The 18,494-nt window shown below is 63.8% G+C and carries 19 protein-coding genes; all 19 read left to right on the top strand.

Annotated features, from left to right (window positions below; all coding sequences use genetic code 11):
* Nucleotides 1-18: 18 nt before the first annotated feature.
* The 19 genes from efp (at nucleotide 19) to ASE69_RS02225 (ending at nucleotide 18,439) form a co-directional block, all read left to right on the top strand.
* The gene (efp, locus tag ASE69_RS02320) at nucleotides 19-582 is read left to right on the top strand and encodes an elongation factor P (RefSeq protein WP_056482276.1); all 564 of its coding nucleotides are present in this window, start codon (nucleotides 19-21) and stop codon (nucleotides 580-582) included.
* 122 nt (nucleotides 583-704) lie between these two features.
* Nucleotides 705-1,517, top strand: a complete 813-nt coding sequence (locus ASE69_RS02315; protein ID WP_056482273.1) for an inositol monophosphatase family protein — start codon at nucleotides 705-707, stop codon at nucleotides 1,515-1,517.
* Between the two features lie 620 nt (nucleotides 1,518-2,137).
* Nucleotides 2,138-2,512, top strand: coding sequence for an NADH-quinone oxidoreductase subunit A (locus ASE69_RS02305; RefSeq protein ID WP_056048518.1), 375 nt, complete (start codon nucleotides 2,138-2,140; stop codon nucleotides 2,510-2,512).
* Nucleotides 2,503-3,051, top strand: a complete 549-nt coding sequence (locus tag ASE69_RS02300; RefSeq protein WP_056058310.1) for a NuoB/complex I 20 kDa subunit family protein — start codon at nucleotides 2,503-2,505, stop codon at nucleotides 3,049-3,051. Before ASE69_RS02305 ends, ASE69_RS02300 begins: the two co-directional genes overlap by 10 nt.
* Complete coding sequence (locus tag ASE69_RS02295) at nucleotides 3,048-3,908, top strand: NADH-quinone oxidoreductase subunit C (RefSeq protein WP_056482267.1); 861 nt, start codon at nucleotides 3,048-3,050, stop codon at nucleotides 3,906-3,908. The genes ASE69_RS02300 and ASE69_RS02295 overlap by 4 nt, the downstream gene beginning before the upstream one ends.
* 20 nt (nucleotides 3,909-3,928) lie before the next feature.
* Complete coding sequence (locus ASE69_RS02290) at nucleotides 3,929-5,140, top strand: NADH-quinone oxidoreductase subunit D (RefSeq protein WP_414882905.1); 1,212 nt, start codon at nucleotides 3,929-3,931, stop codon at nucleotides 5,138-5,140.
* Nucleotides 5,137-5,379, top strand: a complete 243-nt coding sequence (locus ASE69_RS02285; protein WP_056482261.1) for a hypothetical protein — start codon at nucleotides 5,137-5,139, stop codon at nucleotides 5,377-5,379. The genes ASE69_RS02290 and ASE69_RS02285 overlap by 4 nt, the downstream gene beginning before the upstream one ends.
* The gene (locus ASE69_RS02280) at nucleotides 5,379-6,047 is read left to right on the top strand and encodes a complex I 24 kDa subunit family protein (RefSeq protein ID WP_056482258.1); all 669 of its coding nucleotides are present in this window, start codon (nucleotides 5,379-5,381) and stop codon (nucleotides 6,045-6,047) included. Before ASE69_RS02285 ends, ASE69_RS02280 begins: the two co-directional genes overlap by 1 nt.
* A complete protein-coding gene (gene nuoF, locus ASE69_RS02275) occupies nucleotides 6,047-7,348 on the top strand; it encodes an NADH-quinone oxidoreductase subunit NuoF (RefSeq protein WP_056483022.1) in 1,302 nt (433 codons plus the stop codon). Before ASE69_RS02280 ends, nuoF begins: the two co-directional genes overlap by 1 nt.
* On the top strand, nucleotides 7,348-9,342 hold the full coding sequence (nuoG, locus tag ASE69_RS02270) for an NADH-quinone oxidoreductase subunit NuoG (RefSeq protein WP_056482255.1): 1,995 nt from the start codon (nucleotides 7,348-7,350) through the stop codon (nucleotides 9,340-9,342). The genes nuoF and nuoG overlap by 1 nt, the downstream gene beginning before the upstream one ends.
* Nucleotides 9,339-10,385 carry an NADH-quinone oxidoreductase subunit NuoH gene (nuoH, locus tag ASE69_RS02265; protein ID WP_056058320.1) on the top strand — a complete coding sequence of 349 codons (1,047 nt, stop codon included), beginning with the start codon at nucleotides 9,339-9,341 and terminating at the stop codon, nucleotides 10,383-10,385. Before nuoG ends, nuoH begins: the two co-directional genes overlap by 4 nt.
* Nucleotides 10,382-10,867, top strand: coding sequence for an NADH-quinone oxidoreductase subunit NuoI (gene nuoI / locus ASE69_RS02260; RefSeq protein ID WP_055877898.1), 486 nt, complete (start codon nucleotides 10,382-10,384; stop codon nucleotides 10,865-10,867). The genes nuoH and nuoI overlap by 4 nt, the downstream gene beginning before the upstream one ends.
* Before the next feature lie 43 nt (nucleotides 10,868-10,910).
* Nucleotides 10,911-11,522, top strand: coding sequence for an NADH-quinone oxidoreductase subunit J (locus tag ASE69_RS02255; RefSeq protein ID WP_056048540.1), 612 nt, complete (start codon nucleotides 10,911-10,913; stop codon nucleotides 11,520-11,522).
* A complete protein-coding gene (gene nuoK / locus ASE69_RS02250; protein WP_082441002.1) occupies nucleotides 11,519-11,827 on the top strand; it encodes an NADH-quinone oxidoreductase subunit NuoK in 309 nt (102 codons plus the stop codon). Before ASE69_RS02255 ends, nuoK begins: the two co-directional genes overlap by 4 nt.
* A 5-nt stretch (nucleotides 11,828-11,832) precedes the next feature.
* Complete coding sequence (gene nuoL / locus ASE69_RS02245) at nucleotides 11,833-13,938, top strand: NADH-quinone oxidoreductase subunit L (protein ID WP_056482252.1); 2,106 nt, start codon at nucleotides 11,833-11,835, stop codon at nucleotides 13,936-13,938.
* A complete protein-coding gene (locus ASE69_RS02240; protein ID WP_056482249.1) occupies nucleotides 13,938-15,473 on the top strand; it encodes an NADH-quinone oxidoreductase subunit M in 1,536 nt (511 codons plus the stop codon). Before nuoL ends, ASE69_RS02240 begins: the two co-directional genes overlap by 1 nt.
* Entirely contained in the window at nucleotides 15,473-16,918 is a 1,446-nt protein-coding gene (gene nuoN, locus ASE69_RS02235) for an NADH-quinone oxidoreductase subunit NuoN (protein ID WP_056482246.1), read from the top strand. The genes ASE69_RS02240 and nuoN overlap by 1 nt, the downstream gene beginning before the upstream one ends.
* A gap of 2 nt (nucleotides 16,919-16,920) precedes the next feature.
* Nucleotides 16,921-17,652: a biotin--[acetyl-CoA-carboxylase] ligase gene (locus ASE69_RS02230; protein WP_056483019.1), complete on the top strand. Its 732-nt coding sequence runs from the start codon at nucleotides 16,921-16,923 to the stop codon at nucleotides 17,650-17,652.
* A 10-nt stretch (nucleotides 17,653-17,662) separates the two neighbouring features.
* The gene (locus tag ASE69_RS02225) at nucleotides 17,663-18,439 is read left to right on the top strand and encodes a type III pantothenate kinase (protein ID WP_056482243.1); all 777 of its coding nucleotides are present in this window, start codon (nucleotides 17,663-17,665) and stop codon (nucleotides 18,437-18,439) included.
* The last annotated feature ends 55 nt before the right edge of the window (nucleotides 18,440-18,494 follow it).

The raw sequence follows: 18,494 nt of genomic DNA, 5'->3' as shown, positions 1-18,494 counted from the left end.
TTCCAGCAGGAATCGGTCATGAAGATCAACGCGGTCGAGATTCGTCCCGGCAACATTCTTGAATATGAGGGCGGCATCTGGCGCGCCGTCAAGATTCAGCACACCCAGCCCGGCAAGGGCGGTGCCTATATGCAGGTCGAGATGAAGAACCTCATCGACGGCCGCAAGAACAACACCCGCTTCCGCTCCGCCGAGAGCGTCGAGAAGGTGCGGCTCGAGACCGTCGACTTCCAGTTCCTGTTCCGCGAAGGCGACATGCTCACCTTCATGGACAAGATCAACTACGAGCAGATCTCGCTCGACGCCGACATCCTGGGCGACGCCGCGGCGTTCCTGCAGGACGGCATGGACGTCGTGATGGAGCTCTGGGAAGAGCGGCCGATCTCGGTCCAGCTGCCCGACACGATCGAGGCGCTGATCGTCGAGGCGGATGCCGTCGTGAAGGGGCAGACGGCTTCGTCTTCGTATAAGCCTGCCGTGCTCGAGAACGGCGTGCGCGTGATGGTGCCGCCGCATATCGGCGCGGGAACGCGGATCGTCGTCGATGTGTACGAGCAGACGTACGTGCGCCGCGCGGACTGATTTCTGCTCCCTCTTCCCTCCGGGGAGAGGGCCGGGGTGAGGGGCGGCCCCAAACAATACCGCCCAGAACAGCCCCTCTCCCAACCCTCTCCCCGGAGGGGAGAGGGCTTAAGGTAAAAACAATGCCCAGCCATTCCGGCATCATGACCGTCATCGAGCGCGCCGCCCGCAAGGCCGCGCCGCGCCTGCGCCGCGACTTCAACGAGGTCCAGCAGCTCCAGGTGAGCCGCAAGGGTCCCGCCGACTTCGTCAGCCAGGCTGACCAGCGCGCCGAGCAGACGATCTTCGAAGAGCTGTCGCACGCGCGTCCCGATTGGGGCATGCTGATGGAGGAGCGCGGCGAGGTCGAGGGCGATCCCAACAAGCCGCGGTTCATCGTCGATCCGCTGGATGGGACGTCGAACTTCCTCCACGGTATCCCGCATTTCTGCATCTCGATCGCGGTCGAGGAGCCGATGCCGAACGGCAAGCGTGAGGTCACCACGGCGTTGGTGTATCAGCCGCTGACCGACGAAAGCTTCTGGGCCGAGAAGGGCCGGGGCGCTTGGCTCACCGACCAGCGCCTGCGCGTGTCGTCGCGGCGCGATCTGTCCGAATCGCTGATTGCGACGGGGATTCCGTTCCTGGGGCATGGCGACTTCGCGCAGTGGAGTCGCATCTTCGGGGCGGTTGCGCCTGAGGTCGCGGGTATTCGTCGCCTTGGGGCAGCGGCGTTGGATCTGGCTTGGCTTGCAGCGGGGCGTTTCGATGGCTTCTGGGAAACGAACCTGAAGCCTTGGGATGTTGCTGCGGGCATGTTGCTGGTGAAAGAAGCCGGCGGCTTTGTCACCGACTTCCGCGGTGGCGACCGTGCGATGGAGCGCAACGAGTTTCTTGCGGCGAACGACGCGCTGCATTCGCGGCTGCATAAGCTAGTGGCCGGCGCGCTGCGCTAAGCCTTGCAAACGATCCTCCCCCGCCAGGGGGAGGTGGCAGGCGTTTGCCTGACGGAGGGGGAGGGCAGGGCGACCTCTGTTCCGTGTCCTCCCCTCCGTCACCTTCGGCGACACCTCCCCCTGGCGGGGGAGGATCGTGAGGTCGGAGAGCAATCCGTTCACGCTGGTGAAGGTGATACTCACGTCCTATCCGTCACCCCAGCGAAAGCTGGGGTATCCCCGTGATAGCCGGCGCGCTCGCCAACCATGATACCCCAGCTTTCGCTGGGGTGACGGATGAAGGCGGTGGCCGCGAAAGTTCTAAGAGCCTGATCCTAAGGCGCGGACTCTACCCCAGCCCGTCATGCCGGGCTCGTTCCGGCATCCACCGTTCCGCATTCTCGCGCGCCGTTGGTTTGCGGCGCCGTGGACCCCGGAACCCGTCCGGGGTGACGGAGTGGGTTTGGTGATGTTGCCGCTAGTTCGCAGCCCCCGTCTGAATCCCGGCGCGCCAAGTAACGCATGTTTCCCATCACCTCGGCCCCTCCACTTGCGAGTGATTCTCACACCCTCCACGCCTTGCCCATCACCCCCCATCGGCCTAAAGCGGCCCCGTTCCGTTCGCACTTGCGAGAAGCAATTTGGTCGACCTGTCGCACTATCTTCCGATCCTCCTGTTCCTCGGGATCGCCATCGCATTGTCGAGCACGTTCGTGTTCCTGCCGATGGCCGTCTCGCGCCTCACGGGGTCACACAAGCCTACGCCTGAGAAGCTCAGCGAATACGAGTGCGGCTTTCCCGCATTCGAGGATCCGCGGAGCCAGTTCGACGTACGCTTCTACCTGATCGCCATCCTCTTCATCATCTTCGATCTTGAGGCCGCGTTCCTGTATCCCTGGGCCGTCTCGGTCTTCACGCTCGGCTGGACCGCGTGGATTTCGATGATGATCTTTATCGGCGAATTGGCCCTCGGCCTCGTCTACGCATGGAAGAAGGGAGCACTCGATTGGGAGTAGAGCTTCAGCCCGCACCCGGTTCGCCCAGTTCGCTGGTGCCACCCGATCAGGGCTTTTTCGACGGATTGAACGGTGAGCTGACGGACAAGGGTTTCCTGGTCACGTCGACCGAGGAGCTGTTCCAGTGGGCGCGAACCGGCTCGCTGTGGTGGATGACGTTCGGGCTCGCATGCTGCGCGGTCGAGATGATCCACGTCAACATGCCACGCTATGATCTGGAGCGCTTCGGCGCCGCACCACGCGCGAGCCCGCGCCAGTCGGACGTGATGATCGTCGCCGGCACGTTGTGCAACAAGATGGCCCCGGCGCTGCGCAAGGTCTACGACCAGATGTCCGAGCCTAAGTACGTGATCTCGATGGGATCATGCGCGAACGGCGGCGGCTATTATCATTACAGCTACAGCGTCGTACGCGGCTGCGACCGCATCGTGCCGGTGGACATCTACGTCCCCGGGTGCCCGCCGACGGCTGAAGCGCTGCTGTACGGCATCATGCAGCTGCAGCGGAAGATCCGGCGGTCCGGGAGCATCGAGCGTTGAGGGCTCCCGCACCAGCATACACGTCGAATGACGGCGTCATCGACAGCGCCCGCGCTGCGCTCGGCGGCATGCTGCTCGACGCGGTCGAGCATGTCGGCGAAGTCGCTTTGCATGTTCGTCGCGAGGACCTGTATGATGCGATGATCGCGCTGCGCGACACGCCAGGGCTGGCCTATCAGCAGCTCATGGAGATCGCCGGCGTCGACTATCCGGATCGGCCCGAGCGGTTCGAGGTCGTCTATTGCATGCTGTCGCTGACGCGGAACCACCGCCTGCGCGTGCATGTCGCGACCGACGAGGAGAAGCCGGTACCGTCGGTGACGGACATCTGGCCGGTCGCCGGCTGGCTCGAGCGCGAAGTGTACGACATGTACGGCGTGCTGTTCAGTGGCAATCCGGACCTGCGGCGCATCCTGACCGACTACGGCTTTCGCGGTCACCCGCAGCGGAAAGACTTCCCGCTGACCGGGTATGTCGAGCTGCGTTACTCGGAAGAGTCGAAGCGCGTCGTGTACGAGCCCGTGCAGCTCGCGCAGGATTTCCGCACGTTCGATTTCATGAGTCCATGGGAGGGTGCTAACTACGTGCTCCCCGGCGACGAGAAGGGCGCGTTGCCCGAGACCAAGGGTGCGCCGACGCCGCTGAAGGCCGACACGATCGTCAAGGCGGACGCCGCGCAGTCGCCGACGCAGGCGCCTGCCGCGCCGAGCGAGCCTTATGGCAAGAAGGACGTCAAGCATTCCGGTCAAAGCGGTGCGGGCGAGCCTGATCCGGGCAACCAGAAGCAGGACAAGCCCGTGGAGTCGGATGTGATCCCGAGCAAGGGTGTCAACGGAACCGGGGGACAGAACCAGTGAGTCTCTACGTAGAGGAGCTTCTGGGTGAAGCCAACGCAGCCGATCCGACGACCGGCGACGTCACGATCCAGAACTACACGATCAACTTCGGTCCGCAGCATCCGGCCGCGCACGGCGTGTTGCGCCTCGTCATGGAGCTCGACGGCGAGATCGTCGAGCGCGTCGATCCGCATGTCGGCCTGCTCCACCGCGGCACCGAAAAGCTGATCGAGTACAAGACGTACACGCAGGCGCTGCCGTATTTCGACCGTCTCGATTACTGCTCGCCGCTGTGCATGGAGCATAGCTGGGTGCTCGCGGTGGAGAAGCTTCTCGACCTCGAAGTGCCCGAGCGCGCACAGTATCTGCGAGTGTTCTTTGCCGAATTGACGCGCATCTCGAACCACATGCTCAACCTGGGTTCGCACGTCATGGACGTCGGCGCGATGACGCCGAACCTGTGGCTGTTCGAAATCCGCGAAGACTGCATGAACTTTTTCGAGCGCGTCTCGGGCGCGCGCATGCATTCGAACTATTTCCGTCCCGGTGGCGTGCATCAGGATGCCCCGTTGAAGCTGCTCGCCGACATCGGCGACTGGCTCGACACGCGCCTGCCGCGGCTGTTCGAGGATGCGATCTCGCTGGTCGCGGACAATCGCATCTTCAAGCAGCGCAACGTCGACATCGCCGTGGTCAGCCGCGACGATGCGATCAAATGGGGCTTTTCGGGTCCGATGATCCGCGGCTCGGGTATCGCCTGGGATTTGCGCAAGTCCCAGCCCTATGACGCCTATGCCAAGATGGACTTCGAGGTGCCGGTCGGCACGCGCGGTGATTGCTATGACCGGTTCATGGTGCGCGTCGAGGAAGTGCGTCAGTCCGCTCGGATCATGAAGCAGTGCCTGCGCGACATGCCCGAGGGGCCGATCGCGTCGCTCGACCGCAAGGTCGTGCCGCCCAAGCGGGCTGAGATGAAGCAGTCGATGGAAGCGCTGATCCATCACTTCAAGCTTTACACCGAGGGCTTCCACGTCCCCGCCGGCGACGTCTATGTCGCGACCGAGAGCCCCAAGGGCGAGTTCGGCGTGTATCTGGTCGCCGATGGCTCGAACAAGCCGTACCGCTGCAAGATCCGCCCGACCGCGTTCTCGCATTTGCAAGCCATGGACTTCATGGCGAAGGGCCACATGCTGGCGGATACGACCGCGATCCTCGGCGCGATGGATATCGTGTTCGGCGAGTGCGACCGATGACCCCTGCACAGAACGGCGCAGTCACCAACGAGCTGATCTATTCGGTTCTGCAGAAGATGCAGGGCGATATGTCCGAGATGAAATTCGACGTCCGCGATCTCAAGACGCGGATGACGATGGTCGAGGAGCATCTCGGCAGTTCGATCATCGCGATTTCCGGCGTCAATTCGCGGCTCGATCGTATGTCCGATCGTGTCGAGCGGATCGAACGTCGCCTAGAACTTACGGATCACGGCTGATGGCTGAAGCACCCAAAATTCCCGACGAGGCCGAGACCCGCGCACGCTGGGGCTCGTTCGCGTGGACGGACGGGAACCAGGTGAAGGCGAACGAGATTCTCGGGCGCTATCCGAAGGGTCGAGAACAGTCGGCATCGATCCCGTTGCTTGATCTGGCGCAGCGCCAGGTCGGTGCGGAAACGCAGACGCAGGGCTGGTTGCCGGTACCGGTGATCGAGTTCGTCGCGCGTCAGATCAGCGTGCCGTACATGCGTGTGTATGAGGTCGTGACCTTCTACACGATGTTCAATCTCGCGCCGGTCGGTCGCTTCCACGTCCAGGTCTGCGGCACCACGCCGTGCATGCTGCGTGGGTCGGACGATGTTTTGGCTGCGTGCAAGAACCGCGGGCTGGTCAAGGGTGGCACGACGCCGGACGGCATGTTCACGCTGACCGAGGTCGAGTGTCTGGGCACGTGCGCGAATGCGCCGATGGTGCAGATCAACGACGATAACTTCGAAGACCTCGATTACGACAAGACGACCGAGATCCTCGAGGCGCTGGCCAATGGCGGGCACCCGACGCCGGGTCCGCAATTCGGTCGCCGCGCGAGCTGCCCCGAAGGCGGCCCGACCTCGCTTAAGGCGATGGTCGACGCGAACCACGATTACCGGGGGGAGTGGGCCTGATGCTCGCCGACAAGGACCGCATCTTTACCAACGTCTACGGTTTCCAGCCGTGGAACATCGACGCGGCGATCATGCGCGGCGATTGGGATAATACCAAGGACCTGATGGCGCTCGGCCAGGACGCGATCATCGACGTGATGAAGGCGTCGGGACTACGCGGCCGTGGCGGTGCGGGTTTTCCAACCGGCACCAAATGGTCGTTCATGCCGAAGGAGCCGAAGCCGGACCGGCCGAACTTCCTCGTCATCAACGCCGATGAATCCGAGCCGGGCAGCTGCAAGGATCGCGAGATCATCCGCCACGATCCGCACAAGCTGATCGAGGGTGCGCTGATCGCCGGGTTCGCGATGCGCGCGCGCGCCGCGTACATCTACATCCGCGGCGAATATATCCGCGAGGCCGAGACACTGTTCGCAGCCGTCGCAGAGGCGTACGATCGCGGCTTCATCGGCAAGAATGCGTGTGGGTCGGGCTACGACTTCGACGTGTTCGTGCACCGCGGCGCGGGCGCGTACATCTGCGGCGAAGAGACCGCGATGCTCGAGAGCCTCGAGGGGAAGAAGGGTCAGCCGAGGCTGAAGCCACCTTTCCCGGCAGGCGCCGGCCTTTATGGCTGCCCGACGACGGTCAACAACGTCGAGTCGATCGCGGTCGCGCCGGCGATCCTACGGCGTGGTGCGGCGTGGTTTTCCAGCTTCGGCGCGGAGAATAACCGCGGCACGAAGCTGTTCCAGATCAGCGGCCATGTGAACAAGCCCTGCGTGGTCGAGGAGGAGATGAGCATCTCGTTCCGCGACCTGATCGAGACGCATTGCGGCGGTATCCGGGGCGGCTGGGACAATCTGCTCGCCGTGATCCCCGGTGGCTCTTCGGTGCCGTTGGTGCCCGCCGCGCAGATCATGGACTGCGCGATGGACTTCGACGGCTTGAAGGCAGTCGGTTCGGGCCTCGGCACCGCGGCGATCATCGTCATGGACAAGTCGACCGACATCGTCCGCGCGATCAGCCGCATCTCTTACTTCTACAAGCATGAGAGCTGTGGCCAGTGCACGCCGTGCCGTGAGGGCACCGGCTGGATGTGGCGCGTGATGGAGCGGATGCGCACCGGCGACGCCGAGCTGTCCGAGATCGACATGCTCCAGCAGGTCACTAAACAGGTCGAGGGTCACTCGATCTGCGCGCTCGGTGACGCAGCCGCATGGCCGATCCAGGGCCTGATCAAGCATTTCCGCCCAGAGATGGAACGCCGTATCCGCGAACGTGGTGGTGACACCCCGCCGATGATGGAAGCCGCAGAGTAATGCCCTTAGTCAAAGTCGATGGCGTAGAGATCGAGGTGCCCCAGGGCGCCACCGTGCTGCAGGCGTGCGAGCTTGCCGGTAAGGAGATCCCGCGTTTCTGTTATCATGAGCGCCTGAGCATCGCCGGCAATTGCCGGATGTGCCTGGTCGAGGTGAAGCCTGGTCCGCCCAAGCCGCAGGCGTCGTGCGCGCTGCCGGCGGCGGACAAGCAGGAGATCTTCACTAACTCGCCGATGGTGAAGAATGCCCGCGAGGGCATCATGGAATTCCTGCTGATCAACCATCCGCTCGATTGCCCGATCTGCGATCAGGGCGGCGAGTGCGATCTTCAGGACCAGTCGGTCGCGTACGGTCGCGGTCATTCGCGCTACGACGAGAACAAGCGCGCGGTCACCGAGAAGTATATGGGCCCGATCGTCAAGACGGTCATGACCCGCTGCATCCAGTGCACGCGCTGCATCCGGTTCGCCGAGGAAGTGTCAGGCGTCGAGGAGATCGGTGCGATCTTCCGCGGCGAGGACATGCAGATCACCTCGTATCTCGAGAATGCGGTCAAGAGCGAGCTCTCTGGCAACGTCGTCGATCTGTGCCCGGTCGGCGCGCTGACGTCGAAGCCGTATGCGTTCGAGGCGCGTCCTTGGGAATTGCGCAAGACGCTGACGATCGACGTGATGGACGCGGTCGGCACCAACATCCGGCTCGACAGCCGTGGTCGTCAGGTGCTGCGCTGCGTGCCGCGGATCAACGAGGACGTGAACGAGGAGTGGGCGACCGACAAGACGCGCCATGCGATCGATGGTCTCGTGCGTCGTCGTCTCGACAAGCCTTATGTCCGGGTGAACGGCAAGCTGGTTCCCGCGACGTGGGACGAAGCATTTGCGGCGATCAAGGCTGTGAACGCCGGGTCGAGCGTTGCGGCCGTCGCTGGCGATCTGGTCGATTGCGAGACGATGTACGCCGCCAAGGCGCTGCTCGCGAAGATGGGTTCGAGCCTGCTCGAAGGCCGTCAGACCGGCATGGACTATGACGCGACGAGCATCGCCGCGGTCAATTTCAACACGACGATCGCCGGCACCGAGCGTGCCGACGCGATCCTGCTGGTGGGCACCAACCTGCGCTGGGAAGCGCCGCTGGTGAACACGCGGGTGCGGAAAGCCATCAAGAAGGGCGCGAAGGTCTTTGCGATCGGGCCGGAGACGGACCTGACGTACAAGGTCGAGTGGCTCGGCGAGGATCTCGCGATGCTCGGCGCTCTTCCTGAGGCGGTGACCGAGGCGTTCGGCAAGGCTGAGCGTCCGATGGTGATCGTCGGTGGCGGCGCGCTGAAGGGTGGCCATGCGGCTGCGCTGAAGCTCGTCGATACGCTGGGTCTCGTGAAGGACGGCTGGAACGGCTTCAACGTTGTCCACATGGCGGCCTCGCGGATGGGCGGGCTGATGCTCGGCTACGCGCAGAAGGGCGGGATCGCCGACGTGATGGGGGCGAAGCTCGGCTTCTTCCTCGGCGCGGACGAGGTCGATTATTCGAAGTTCGCAGGCTTCAAGGTGTTCGTGGGGCATCACGGCGACAAGGGTGCGGCGGCTGCCGACGTCATCCTGCCGGGTGTCACTTACGCCGAGAAGTCTGGGACGTGGGTCAATCTCGAGGGCCGTGTCCAGCGCGGCGAGCGTGCGGTATTCGCACCGGGCGACGCGCGTGACGACTGGTCGATCTTCCGCGCGCTGTCAGACACGCTCGGCCACACGCTGCCGTTCGACAGCTTCGAGGGGCTGCGCGAGGAAATGTACGCGGATGTTCCTGCGCTCCGTCATCAGGCGCTCGCGACGTTCGAGTGGAACCCGCCTTCGCTCAACGGTGCAGGTGAGGGTGTCCTCGCCGGCTATCCGATCAAGGACTTCTACCTGACCAACGCAATCTGCCGTGCGTCGCCGACGATGCAGCGCTGCTCGGCCGAACTTCTCCACGGGGAAGACTACGCGGAGGCAGCCGAATGATCTCCTGGTTCGAATCCTCGCTCGGTTACGACTGGGCGTTCTTCCTCGCGACGATCATCGACATCCTCGTGATCGCGCTGCCGCTGATGCTGGCGGTGGCGATGATCATCTATGCCGACCGCAAGATCTGGGCGGCGATGGCGTTGCGGCGTGGTCCCAACGTCGTCGGGCCGTTCGGTCTGCTGCAGAGCTTTGCCGATGGCCTGAAGGTGTTCCTGCAGGAGACGATCGTCCCCGCAGCCGCCAACCGCACGCTGTTCCTGCTGGCGCCGATCATCACCTTCACGGTCGCGCTGATCGTGTGGGCGGTAGTGCCGTTCGGGGTCGGCGTCGTCCTCGCCGACATCAACGTCGGGCTGCTCTACGTGCTCGCGGCCTCGTCGCTCGGCGTGTACGGGATCATCCTGTCGGGTTGGGCGTCGAACTCGAAATACCCGTTCTACTCGGCGCTTCGTGCGGCCGCGCAGATGGTGTCGTACGAAGTCGCGATCGGCTTCATCCTGATTTCGGTCGTACTGTGGACCGGCAGCTTCAACCTGTCGGCGATCGTGATGGCGCAGAAGTCGCACGTCTGGTTCTTTAACGGGTACATCCTCAACCCGCTGATGTTCCCGATGGCGGTGATGTTCTTCATCTCGTCGCTGGCCGAGACGCAGCGTGCGCCGTTCGATCTGACCGAGGCGGAGAGCGAGCTCGTCGCCGGGTACCAGACCGAATATTCGTCGATGTCGTTCGCGCTGTTCTGGCTCGGCGAGTACGCCAACGTGCTGCTGATGTGCGCGCTCAACGCGACGCTGTTCTGGGGCGGCTGGCTGCCCCCGGTCGACTGGGCGCCGCTATACTACGTGCCGGGGATTATCTGGCTGTTCGCCAAGATCCTATTCTTCTTCTTCCTGTTCAGCTGGGTGAAGGCGACCGTGCCGCGCTATCGCTACGATCAGCTGATGCGGCTCGGCTGGAAGGTCTTCCTCCCCGTCTCGCTGTTCTGGGTTTTCCTCGTGTCGGGCTATCTCATGCTGACGCGCGTTGGAGTGGGTTCATGAGCGTCGCTCAGATCATCAAGTCGTTTACCCTGTGGGAATTCGTGAAGGCGCACGCGTTGACGCTTCGCTATTTCTTCAAGGAAAAGGCGACGATCAACTATCCGTACGAGCGCAATCCGGTGTCGCCGCGGTTCCGTGGCGAGCATGCGCTGCGTCGCTATCCGAACGGCGAAGAGCGGTGCATCGCATGCAAGCTGTGCGAGGCCGTGTGTCCCGCGCAGGCGATAACGATCGAGGCCGAGCCGCGCGACGACGGTTCGCGCCGTACGACGCGCTACGACATCGACATGACCAAGTGCATCTATTGCGGCCTGTGCGCCGAGGCGTGCCCGGTCGATGCGATCGTCGAGGGGCCGAACTACGAGTTCGCGACCGAGACGCGCGAAGAGCTGATCTACGACAAGTCGAAGCTGCTCGATAATGGCGACCGTTGGGAAAGCGCGATCGCGGCGAACCTTGCCGCCGATGCGCCGTACCGTTAATGGCGCGCTCATTCTCCTCGTGGGCGTCTAAGGGGCCGCAATCGTGATTCAGGCCTTAGCCTTCTACCTCTTCGCCTTCGTCGTCGTCCTGTCGGGCGCGCTGACGATCGCGTCGCGCAACCCGGTCCATTCGGTGATGTGGCTGATCCTCGCGTTCTTCAACGCGGCGGGTCTCATGATCCTGGTCGGCGCCGAGTTCATCGCGATGCTGCTCGTCATCGTCTATGTCGGCGCGGTCGCGGTGCTGTTCCTGTTCGTGGTGATGATGCTCGACATCGACTTCACCGAGCTTCGCGCGGGCGTCGCCCGGTATTTCGGGATCGGTCTCGCATTGGCCGTCGCGCTCGCCGCCGAAGTGATGATCGCCATCGGCGCGTGGAGCACGGGTCCGATCCAGCTCGCACGTCGTGCCGCACCGATCGATGACACCGTGCCCAACATCCAGGCGATCGGTAACCTGCTCTACACGCGCTATCTGTTCGTGTTTGAGGGTGCCGGTCTGGTGCTGCTGGTCGCGATGATCGGGGCGATCGTGCTGACCCACCGCCAGCGTGGCGGCGTCAAGGCGCAGAACATCAGCCGTCAGAACGCGCGTCGTCCGCAGGATGCCACGCGCAACACGAGCCCGGTCGTCGGGCAGGGAGTCGAACTGTGACGATCGGTCTCGTCCATTATCTGGTCGTCGCGGCGATCCTGTTCACGATGGGGGTGCTCGGCATCTTCCTGAACCGCAAGAACCTCATCGTCATCCTGATGGCGATCGAGCTGATCCTGTTGGCAGTGAACATCAATCTCGTCGCGTTCTCGGCGTTCCTCCACGATCTCGTCGGACAGGTGTTCGCGATGTTCGTGCTGACGGTCGCCGCGGGTGAAGCCGCGATCGGCCTCGCCATTCTCGTGATCTATTTCCGCGGTCGCGGCACCATCGCGGTCGACGACGTCAACCGGATGAAGGGGTAATACGGTTGATCCAGCTTATCGTCTTCCTGCCGTTACTGGCCGCGATCGTTGCCGGGTTCGGCAATCGCGCGATCGGCAACTTGCCGGCGAAACTCGTCACCACGGCTGCGCTGTTCGCGTCGTGCCTGTTGTCCTGGCCGATCTTCATCGGTTTCCTGTCGGGCACCAGCACGGCCACCGTCGCGCCGCTGCTCGACTTCATCCACTCGGGCGACATGAACGTCGCGTGGTCGCTGCGCGTCGATGCGCTGACCGCGGTGATGCTCGTGGTCGTCACGTCGGTCTCGGCGCTCGTGCACCTGTATAGCTGGGGCTATATGGACGAGGATCCCGACCAGCCGCGCTTCTTCGCGTATCTGTCGCTGTTTACCTTCGCGATGCTGATGCTCGTGACCGCGAACAACCTCGTCCAGATGTTCTTCGGCTGGGAAGGCGTGGGTCTAGCATCCTACCTCCTGATCGGCTTCTGGTTCCGCAAGCCGTCCGCCAGCGCAGCCGCGATCAAGGCGTTCGTCGTCAACCGCGTCGGCGATCTTGGCTTCATGCTCGGGATCTTCGGCACGTTCCTGGTGTTCGGCACGGTCTCGATCCCCGAGATCCTCGCTGCGGCCCCCGGTATGGCGGGCTCGACGCTCGGCTTCCTCGGCTACCGCTTCGACACGATGACGGTGCTCTGCTTACTCCTGTTCGTCGGTGCGATGGGCAAGTCGGCGCAGCTCGGGCTGCACACCTGGTTGCCGGACGCTATGGAAGGCCCGACCCCGGTGTCGGCGCTGATTCACGCGGCGACGATGGTTACGGCCGGCGTCTTCATGGTCTGCCGCCTGTCGCCGATGTTTGAGATGAGCCCGGTCGCGCTGACCGTGGTCACCTCGGTCGGCGCCGCGACCTGTCTGTTCGCGGCGACCTGTGGCCTCGTCCAGACCGACATCAAGCGCGTGATCGCGTATTCGACCTGCTCGCAGCTCGGCTACATGTTCTTCGCGGCCGGTGTCGGCGCGTACGGCGCGGCGATGTTCCACCTCTTCACGCACGCGTTCTTCAAGGCGCTGTTGTTCCTCGGCGCCGGCTCGGTCATCCATGCGATGCACCACGAGCAGGATATGCGCTATTATGGCGGCCTGCGTAAGAAGATCCCGGTGACGTTCTGGGCGATGATGGCGGGTACGCTCGCCATCACCGGCGTCGGCATCCCCGGCATCTTCGGCAACACCGCGATCGGTTTTGCAGGCTTCCACTCGAAGGACGCGATCATCGAAGCGAGCTGGGTTGCGGGTCAACCGGGCGTGTGGTTCGTCGGCGTGCTCGTCGCGTTGCTGACCAGCTTCTATTCTTGGCGCGTGATGTTCCTGACCTTCTGGGGCAAGCCGCGCTGGGCCGCATCGGAGCACATCCAGCATGCGCTCCACGACGCGCACGGTCACGATGACCACGCTCATGACGCGCATCACGCGGACGACCACCACGCGAACCCGGCGCAGGCCGAGGACGCAGGGCACGCACCGCATGGTCATCACGACGCGGCGCATGCACCGGCCGAAGGCGATGGTGGGTATCACCCGCATGAGAGCCCGTTGCCGATGCTGATCCCGCTGATCGTGCTGTCGATCGGCGCGGTGCTTGCCGGCTTCGTGTTCCACGGCTTCTTCATCGAGCCGACCGCAGGCGAAGAGTTCTGGAAGGGCGCGCTCGCGTTCCGTGAACATCTGATGCACGAGATGCACGGCGTGCCGTTGCTGATCAAACTGTCGGCGACGATCGCGATGCTGCTCGGCCTGCTGAGCGCCTGGTATGCCTATATCAAGGCGCCCACGTTCCCGGCCAAGGTCGTCGAACAGTTCGGCGTGCTCTACGACTTCCTGCTGCATAAGTGGTATTTCGACGAGCTGTACGACCTGATCTTCGTCCGCCCGGCGTTCGCGATCGGCCGCTTTCTGTGGCACCGCGGCGACGAGAAGACGATCAACCGGTTCGGGCCAGACGGCGCGACCTGGGTCGTCCAGATCGGCAGCCGCGTCGCCAACCGCTTTCAGACGGGATACCTCTACACCTATGCCTTCGTCATGCTGATCGGGCTGACCGCAGCCGTAACCTGGGCGATCGGACTGTAATGACCGGCTTTCCTATCCTCTCCGTCCTGATCGCGGTCCCAATGATCGCGGCTATCGCGTGCCTGTTCGTCTCGGCGAACACGGCACGTACGCTGGCGCTGGCGGCAACGCTAATCGACTTCGTCCTCGGCATCATGCTGTGGATGAACTACGATATCGGCGGCGCGCAGTGGCAGTTCGTCGAGCATGCTCCCGGCATCTTCGGCCCGTTCGGCTGGTCGCTCGGCATCGACGGCTTCGCGCTGATGCTGATCATGCTCAGCGTGTTCCTGATGCCGATCTGCATCGGTGCCAGCTGGCGCTCGATCACGACGCGCGTGCCCGAATACATGGCGGCGTTCCTGTTCACCGAAGTGCTGATGATCGGCACGTTCGCGGCGCAGGACCTGTTCCTGTTCTACGTGTTCTTCGAAGCCGGCCTGATCCCGATGTATCTGATCATCGGTATCTGGGGCGGTGCGAACCGGATTTACGCGTCGTACAAGTTCTTCCTGTACACGCTGCTCGGCTCGGTCCTGATGTTCATCGCGATGTTGTACATGGCGAAGACCGCGGGCACGACCAGCATCCCGGCGCTGATGAACTACGACTTCCCGGCGCACGTGCAGACGTGGCTGTGGCTGGCGTTCTTCGCATCGTTCGCGGTCAAGATGCCGATGTGGCCGGTCCACACCTGGTTGCCCGACGCGCACGTCCAGGCGCCGACCGCAGGCTCGGTGATTCTGGCGGGCGTGCTGCTGAAGCTCGGCGGATACGGCTTCCTGCGCTTCCTGCTGCCGATGTTCCCCGAAGCGTCCGGCCAGCTCACCTGGCTTATCTTCGGCCTGTCGGCGGTCGCGGTGATCTACACAAGCCTCGTCGCGCTCGTGCAGTCGGACATGAAGAAGCTGATCGCCTATTCGTCGGTCGCACATATGGCGATCGTCACGATCGGTCTGTTTGCGTTCAACCGGCAGGGCATCGAAGGCGCGATGATCATGATGTTGAGCCACGGCCTGGTATCGGGTGCGTTGTTCCTGTGCGTCGGCGTGATCTACGACCAGCTCCATACCCGCGAGATCTCGCGCTATGGCGGCCTCGCGATCAACATGCCGAAGTACGCGATCTTCTTCCTGTTCTTCACGATGGCCTCGATCGGTCTGCCGGGCACCAGCGGCTTCGTCGCCGAGTTCCTGTCGCTGATGGGCACCTATCAGGTCTCGACCTGGACCGCGCTGCTCTGCACGACGAGCATCATCCTCGGCGCTGCGTACATGCTGTTCCTGTACCGCCGCGTCGTGTTCGGCGAGATCAAGTCGGACGACGTTCGCGCGATGGTCGACCTGTCGGGCCGCGAGATGTGGCTGCTCGCACCGATCGCCGCCGTCGTGCTGTGGATGGGCGTGTATCCCGAGAGCTTCCTGGCACCGATGCGCAAGGACGTGGGCGTACTTCTCGCCCGTGTCGACCGCGCCAAGCCTGCCAACGATTCCAACCCAACTGCGGGGAAGCCCGCCGCAACCGTCCATAGTGCCGCGCACGGGGAGGCACACTGATGGATTACGCCGCTAACATCGCAATGACGCTGCCCGAACTGGTGCTGGCATTGGGTGCGATCGCCCTGATGCTCGTTTCGGCTTGGGGCGGGGACAAGTCCACGCGCGCCGTCTCGATCGCCGCCGTGTTCGTGCTCGTCGGGGCAGGGATCGCATTGGTCGGTCCGGCCTCGTCGGGTGGCTATGCGTTCGACGGCCTGTACCGCGCAGACGCGTTCGGCGCGTTCGCCAAGGTGCTGATCTATATCGCTTCGGCGGTCGCGATCGTGATGGCGCCGAGCTTTTTCGCGCGCACGCACGGCGACGATCTGCGTCCGGAATATCCGGTGCTGATCCTGCTGTCGGCGTGCGGCATGGGGATCATGGTCTCGGCCACCGACATGCTGACGCTGTATGTGGGCCTCGAACTCCAGAGCCTTGCGGCCTACGTCCTCGCCAGTTTCATGCGCCGCGACGGGCGTTCGGCGGAAGCAGGCTTGAAGTATTTCGTGCTCGGCGCGCTCGCCAGCGGCATCCTGCTATACGGCATCTCGTTGGTCTACGGGTTCAGCGGTACGACGTTGTTCTCAGGTATCTCGGAAGCCTATGCGGGCACGAAGTCGCTCGGGCTGTTGTTCGGTCTGGTGTTCGTGTTCGCAGGGCTCGCGTTCAAGATCAGCGCCGTGCCGTTCCACATGTGGACGCCCGACGTGTACGAGGGCGCACCGACCCCGGTCACCGCGTTCTTCGCCTCCGCCCCCAAGGTCGCGGCGCTTGCGCTCAGCGTCCGCGTAGCGGTCGATGCGATGGGGCCGGCAACCGACCAGTGGCGCCAGATCATGATCTTCGCGGCGCTCGCCTCGATCATCCTCGGTGCGGTTGCGGCGATCGGCCAGACCAACATCAAGCGCCTGCTCGCCTATTCGTCGATCAACAATGTCGGCTTCGCGCTGATCGGTCTTGCGGCCGGGACGCCGGAAGGCGTGTCGGGCGTGCTGATGTACCTCACGATTTACGTCGCGATGACATTGGGCTCGTTCCTGGTCGTGTTGCAGATGCGCGGTGACGACGGGCAGCCGGTCGAGACGATCGACAGCCTCGCCGGCATGTCGCGGACGCGGCCTGCCTTGGCGGCGGCGCTTGCGATCTTCATGTTCAGCCTCGCCGGCATCCCGCCGCTGTTCGGCTTCTACGCGAAGTTCGCGGTGTTCAGTGCGGCGGTCGACGCCGGTCTGTTCCCGCTGGCGGTGGTCGGAATCGCGGCCTCGGTGATCGGCGCGTATTATTATCTGCGCGTCGTCAAGACGATGTACTTCGATGACCCGGCACCGGCGTTCGCGCCGATGGAGAGCAAGGTCGAGGGTGGCCTGATCGCCATCGCCGCCGTTTTCGTGTCGCCAGCCGGCTATCTCCTCATCCCCGTGCTCGGTGCGTGGACGATGGCGGCCGCACGGGCGTTGTTCTGAGCATCATCCGCACCGTCGCGGAGACAGGATCGACCAACGCCGACCTGCTGGAGCTTGCACGCGGTGGGGCCGAGGACGGTCTCTGGTTGCGCGCGATCCGGCAGACGGCGGGGCGGGGGCGGCTCGGGCGCGAATGGTCGTCGCCCGAGGGTAACCTGTACGCGAGCACGTTGGTCCGGCTGCGACCAACGGATCCGCCCGCGGCGAGCCTCGCGCTGGTCGCCGCGGTCGCGTTGCAGGAAACCGTGTCGACGTTTCTCGTCGCGGGGATCTGCCAGGGTACGACGGACGCGAGCGAAACGCTGGTCCTGAAATGGCCGAACGATCTGTTGCTCGCGGATGCCAAGCTGTCGGGCATCCTGCTCGAACGCGCGGATGACGCGGTGATCGTCGGCTACGGCGTCAACATCGCGCATCATCCCGATCTGCCCGACCGTGCGACGACCGATCTTGCCGCACACGGAGTGATCGTCGAGCCGGCAATGTTCCTCGACATCCTCGCCGACAGTTTCGCGCGTTGGATCGGCCGTTGGCGCACCGAAGGCATTGCGCCCGTTCGCGAGCGCTGGGTCGATTGCGCGCACCCTGCCGGGACCGCGCTGACCGCTCGCCTCCCCGACGGCAGCGGGATCGAGGGCCTGTTCGTCGGGCTCGACACCGACGGCGCGCTGATCCTCCGCTTGGCGTCTGGCGAGCGGCGTGTCATTCACGCTGCCGACGTCTTCCTGCTTTGAGGCCCCGCTGATGCTGCTCGCGATCGATGCCGGCAATACCAATGTCGTGTTCGCGCTCGTCGAGAGCGGTGAGATCGTCGCACGCTGGCGGATCGCGACCGATCCGCGGCGCACGGCGGACGAGTATGCGGTGTGGCTGAGCCAATTGATGCAGCTCGGCGGGCATGATCGCACTGCGGTCGAGGGCGTGATCGTCGCCACTGTCGTGCCGCGCGCGCTCCACAACCTTCAGGTGCTCGCGTCGAAATACTTCAACACCGACGCGCTGATCGCCGGTCATGCGCCGATCGAATGGGGCATCGCGATCGACGTCGACGAGCCGGCTTCGCTCGGCGCGGACCGTGCGGTCAACACGATCGCCGCGCATGCGCTGCATTCTGGTGATCTGATCGTGATCGACTTCGGCACCGCAACCACGTTCGACGTCGTCGACTATAGCGGCGCGTACAAGGGCGGGATCATCGCACCGGGGATCAACCTGTCGCTCGACGCGCTTGTCACCGCCGCGGCAAAACTTCCGCGGATCGCGATCGAGGCGCCGACCGATACCAGCGTGATCGGGCTCAACACCGTCTCGCAGATGCACATCGGCATCTATTGGGGCTATGTCGCGATGATCGAGGGGCTGGTCGCGCGGATGAAGCGCGAGATCGGCCGTCCCGTGAAGGTCGTCGCCACCGGCGGGCTCGCCACATTATTCGAGAAACAGACCAACGTGTTCGACGTCATCGAAGCCGACCTGACGATCCAGGGGCTGGCGATGATGTGGGATCGTCACCATATCTAGGGCCATTGGGCTCGCGCCGACCGGCCTGCGGGCCATATTCCTGTATAATCCTGAA

Source organism: Sphingomonas sp. Leaf208 (assembly GCF_001421415.1).
Classification (GTDB): domain Bacteria; phylum Pseudomonadota; class Alphaproteobacteria; order Sphingomonadales; family Sphingomonadaceae; genus Sphingomonas.
This window is presented reverse-complemented; position numbering and strand designations above follow the sequence as displayed.

Coding starts and splice junctions, on each gene's coding strand:
- ASE69_RS02315 (WP_056482273.1), top strand. CDS start 705: ATGCCCAGCCATTCCGGCATCATGACCGTCATCGAGCGCGCCGCCCGC.
- ASE69_RS02280 (WP_056482258.1), top strand. CDS start 5,379: ATGGCTGAAGCACCCAAAATTCCCGACGAGGCCGAGACCCGCGCACGC.
- efp (WP_056482276.1), top strand. CDS start 19: ATGAAGATCAACGCGGTCGAGATTCGTCCCGGCAACATTCTTGAATAT.
- ASE69_RS02225 (WP_056482243.1), top strand. CDS start 17,663: ATGCTGCTCGCGATCGATGCCGGCAATACCAATGTCGTGTTCGCGCTC.
- ASE69_RS02285 (WP_056482261.1), top strand. CDS start 5,137: ATGACCCCTGCACAGAACGGCGCAGTCACCAACGAGCTGATCTATTCG.
- nuoH (WP_056058320.1), top strand. CDS start 9,339: ATGATCTCCTGGTTCGAATCCTCGCTCGGTTACGACTGGGCGTTCTTC.
- nuoN (WP_056482246.1), top strand. CDS start 15,473: ATGGATTACGCCGCTAACATCGCAATGACGCTGCCCGAACTGGTGCTG.
- nuoI (WP_055877898.1), top strand. CDS start 10,382: ATGAGCGTCGCTCAGATCATCAAGTCGTTTACCCTGTGGGAATTCGTG.
- nuoF (WP_056483022.1), top strand. CDS start 6,047: ATGCTCGCCGACAAGGACCGCATCTTTACCAACGTCTACGGTTTCCAG.
- ASE69_RS02240 (WP_056482249.1), top strand. CDS start 13,938: ATGACCGGCTTTCCTATCCTCTCCGTCCTGATCGCGGTCCCAATGATC.
- nuoG (WP_056482255.1), top strand. CDS start 7,348: ATGCCCTTAGTCAAAGTCGATGGCGTAGAGATCGAGGTGCCCCAGGGC.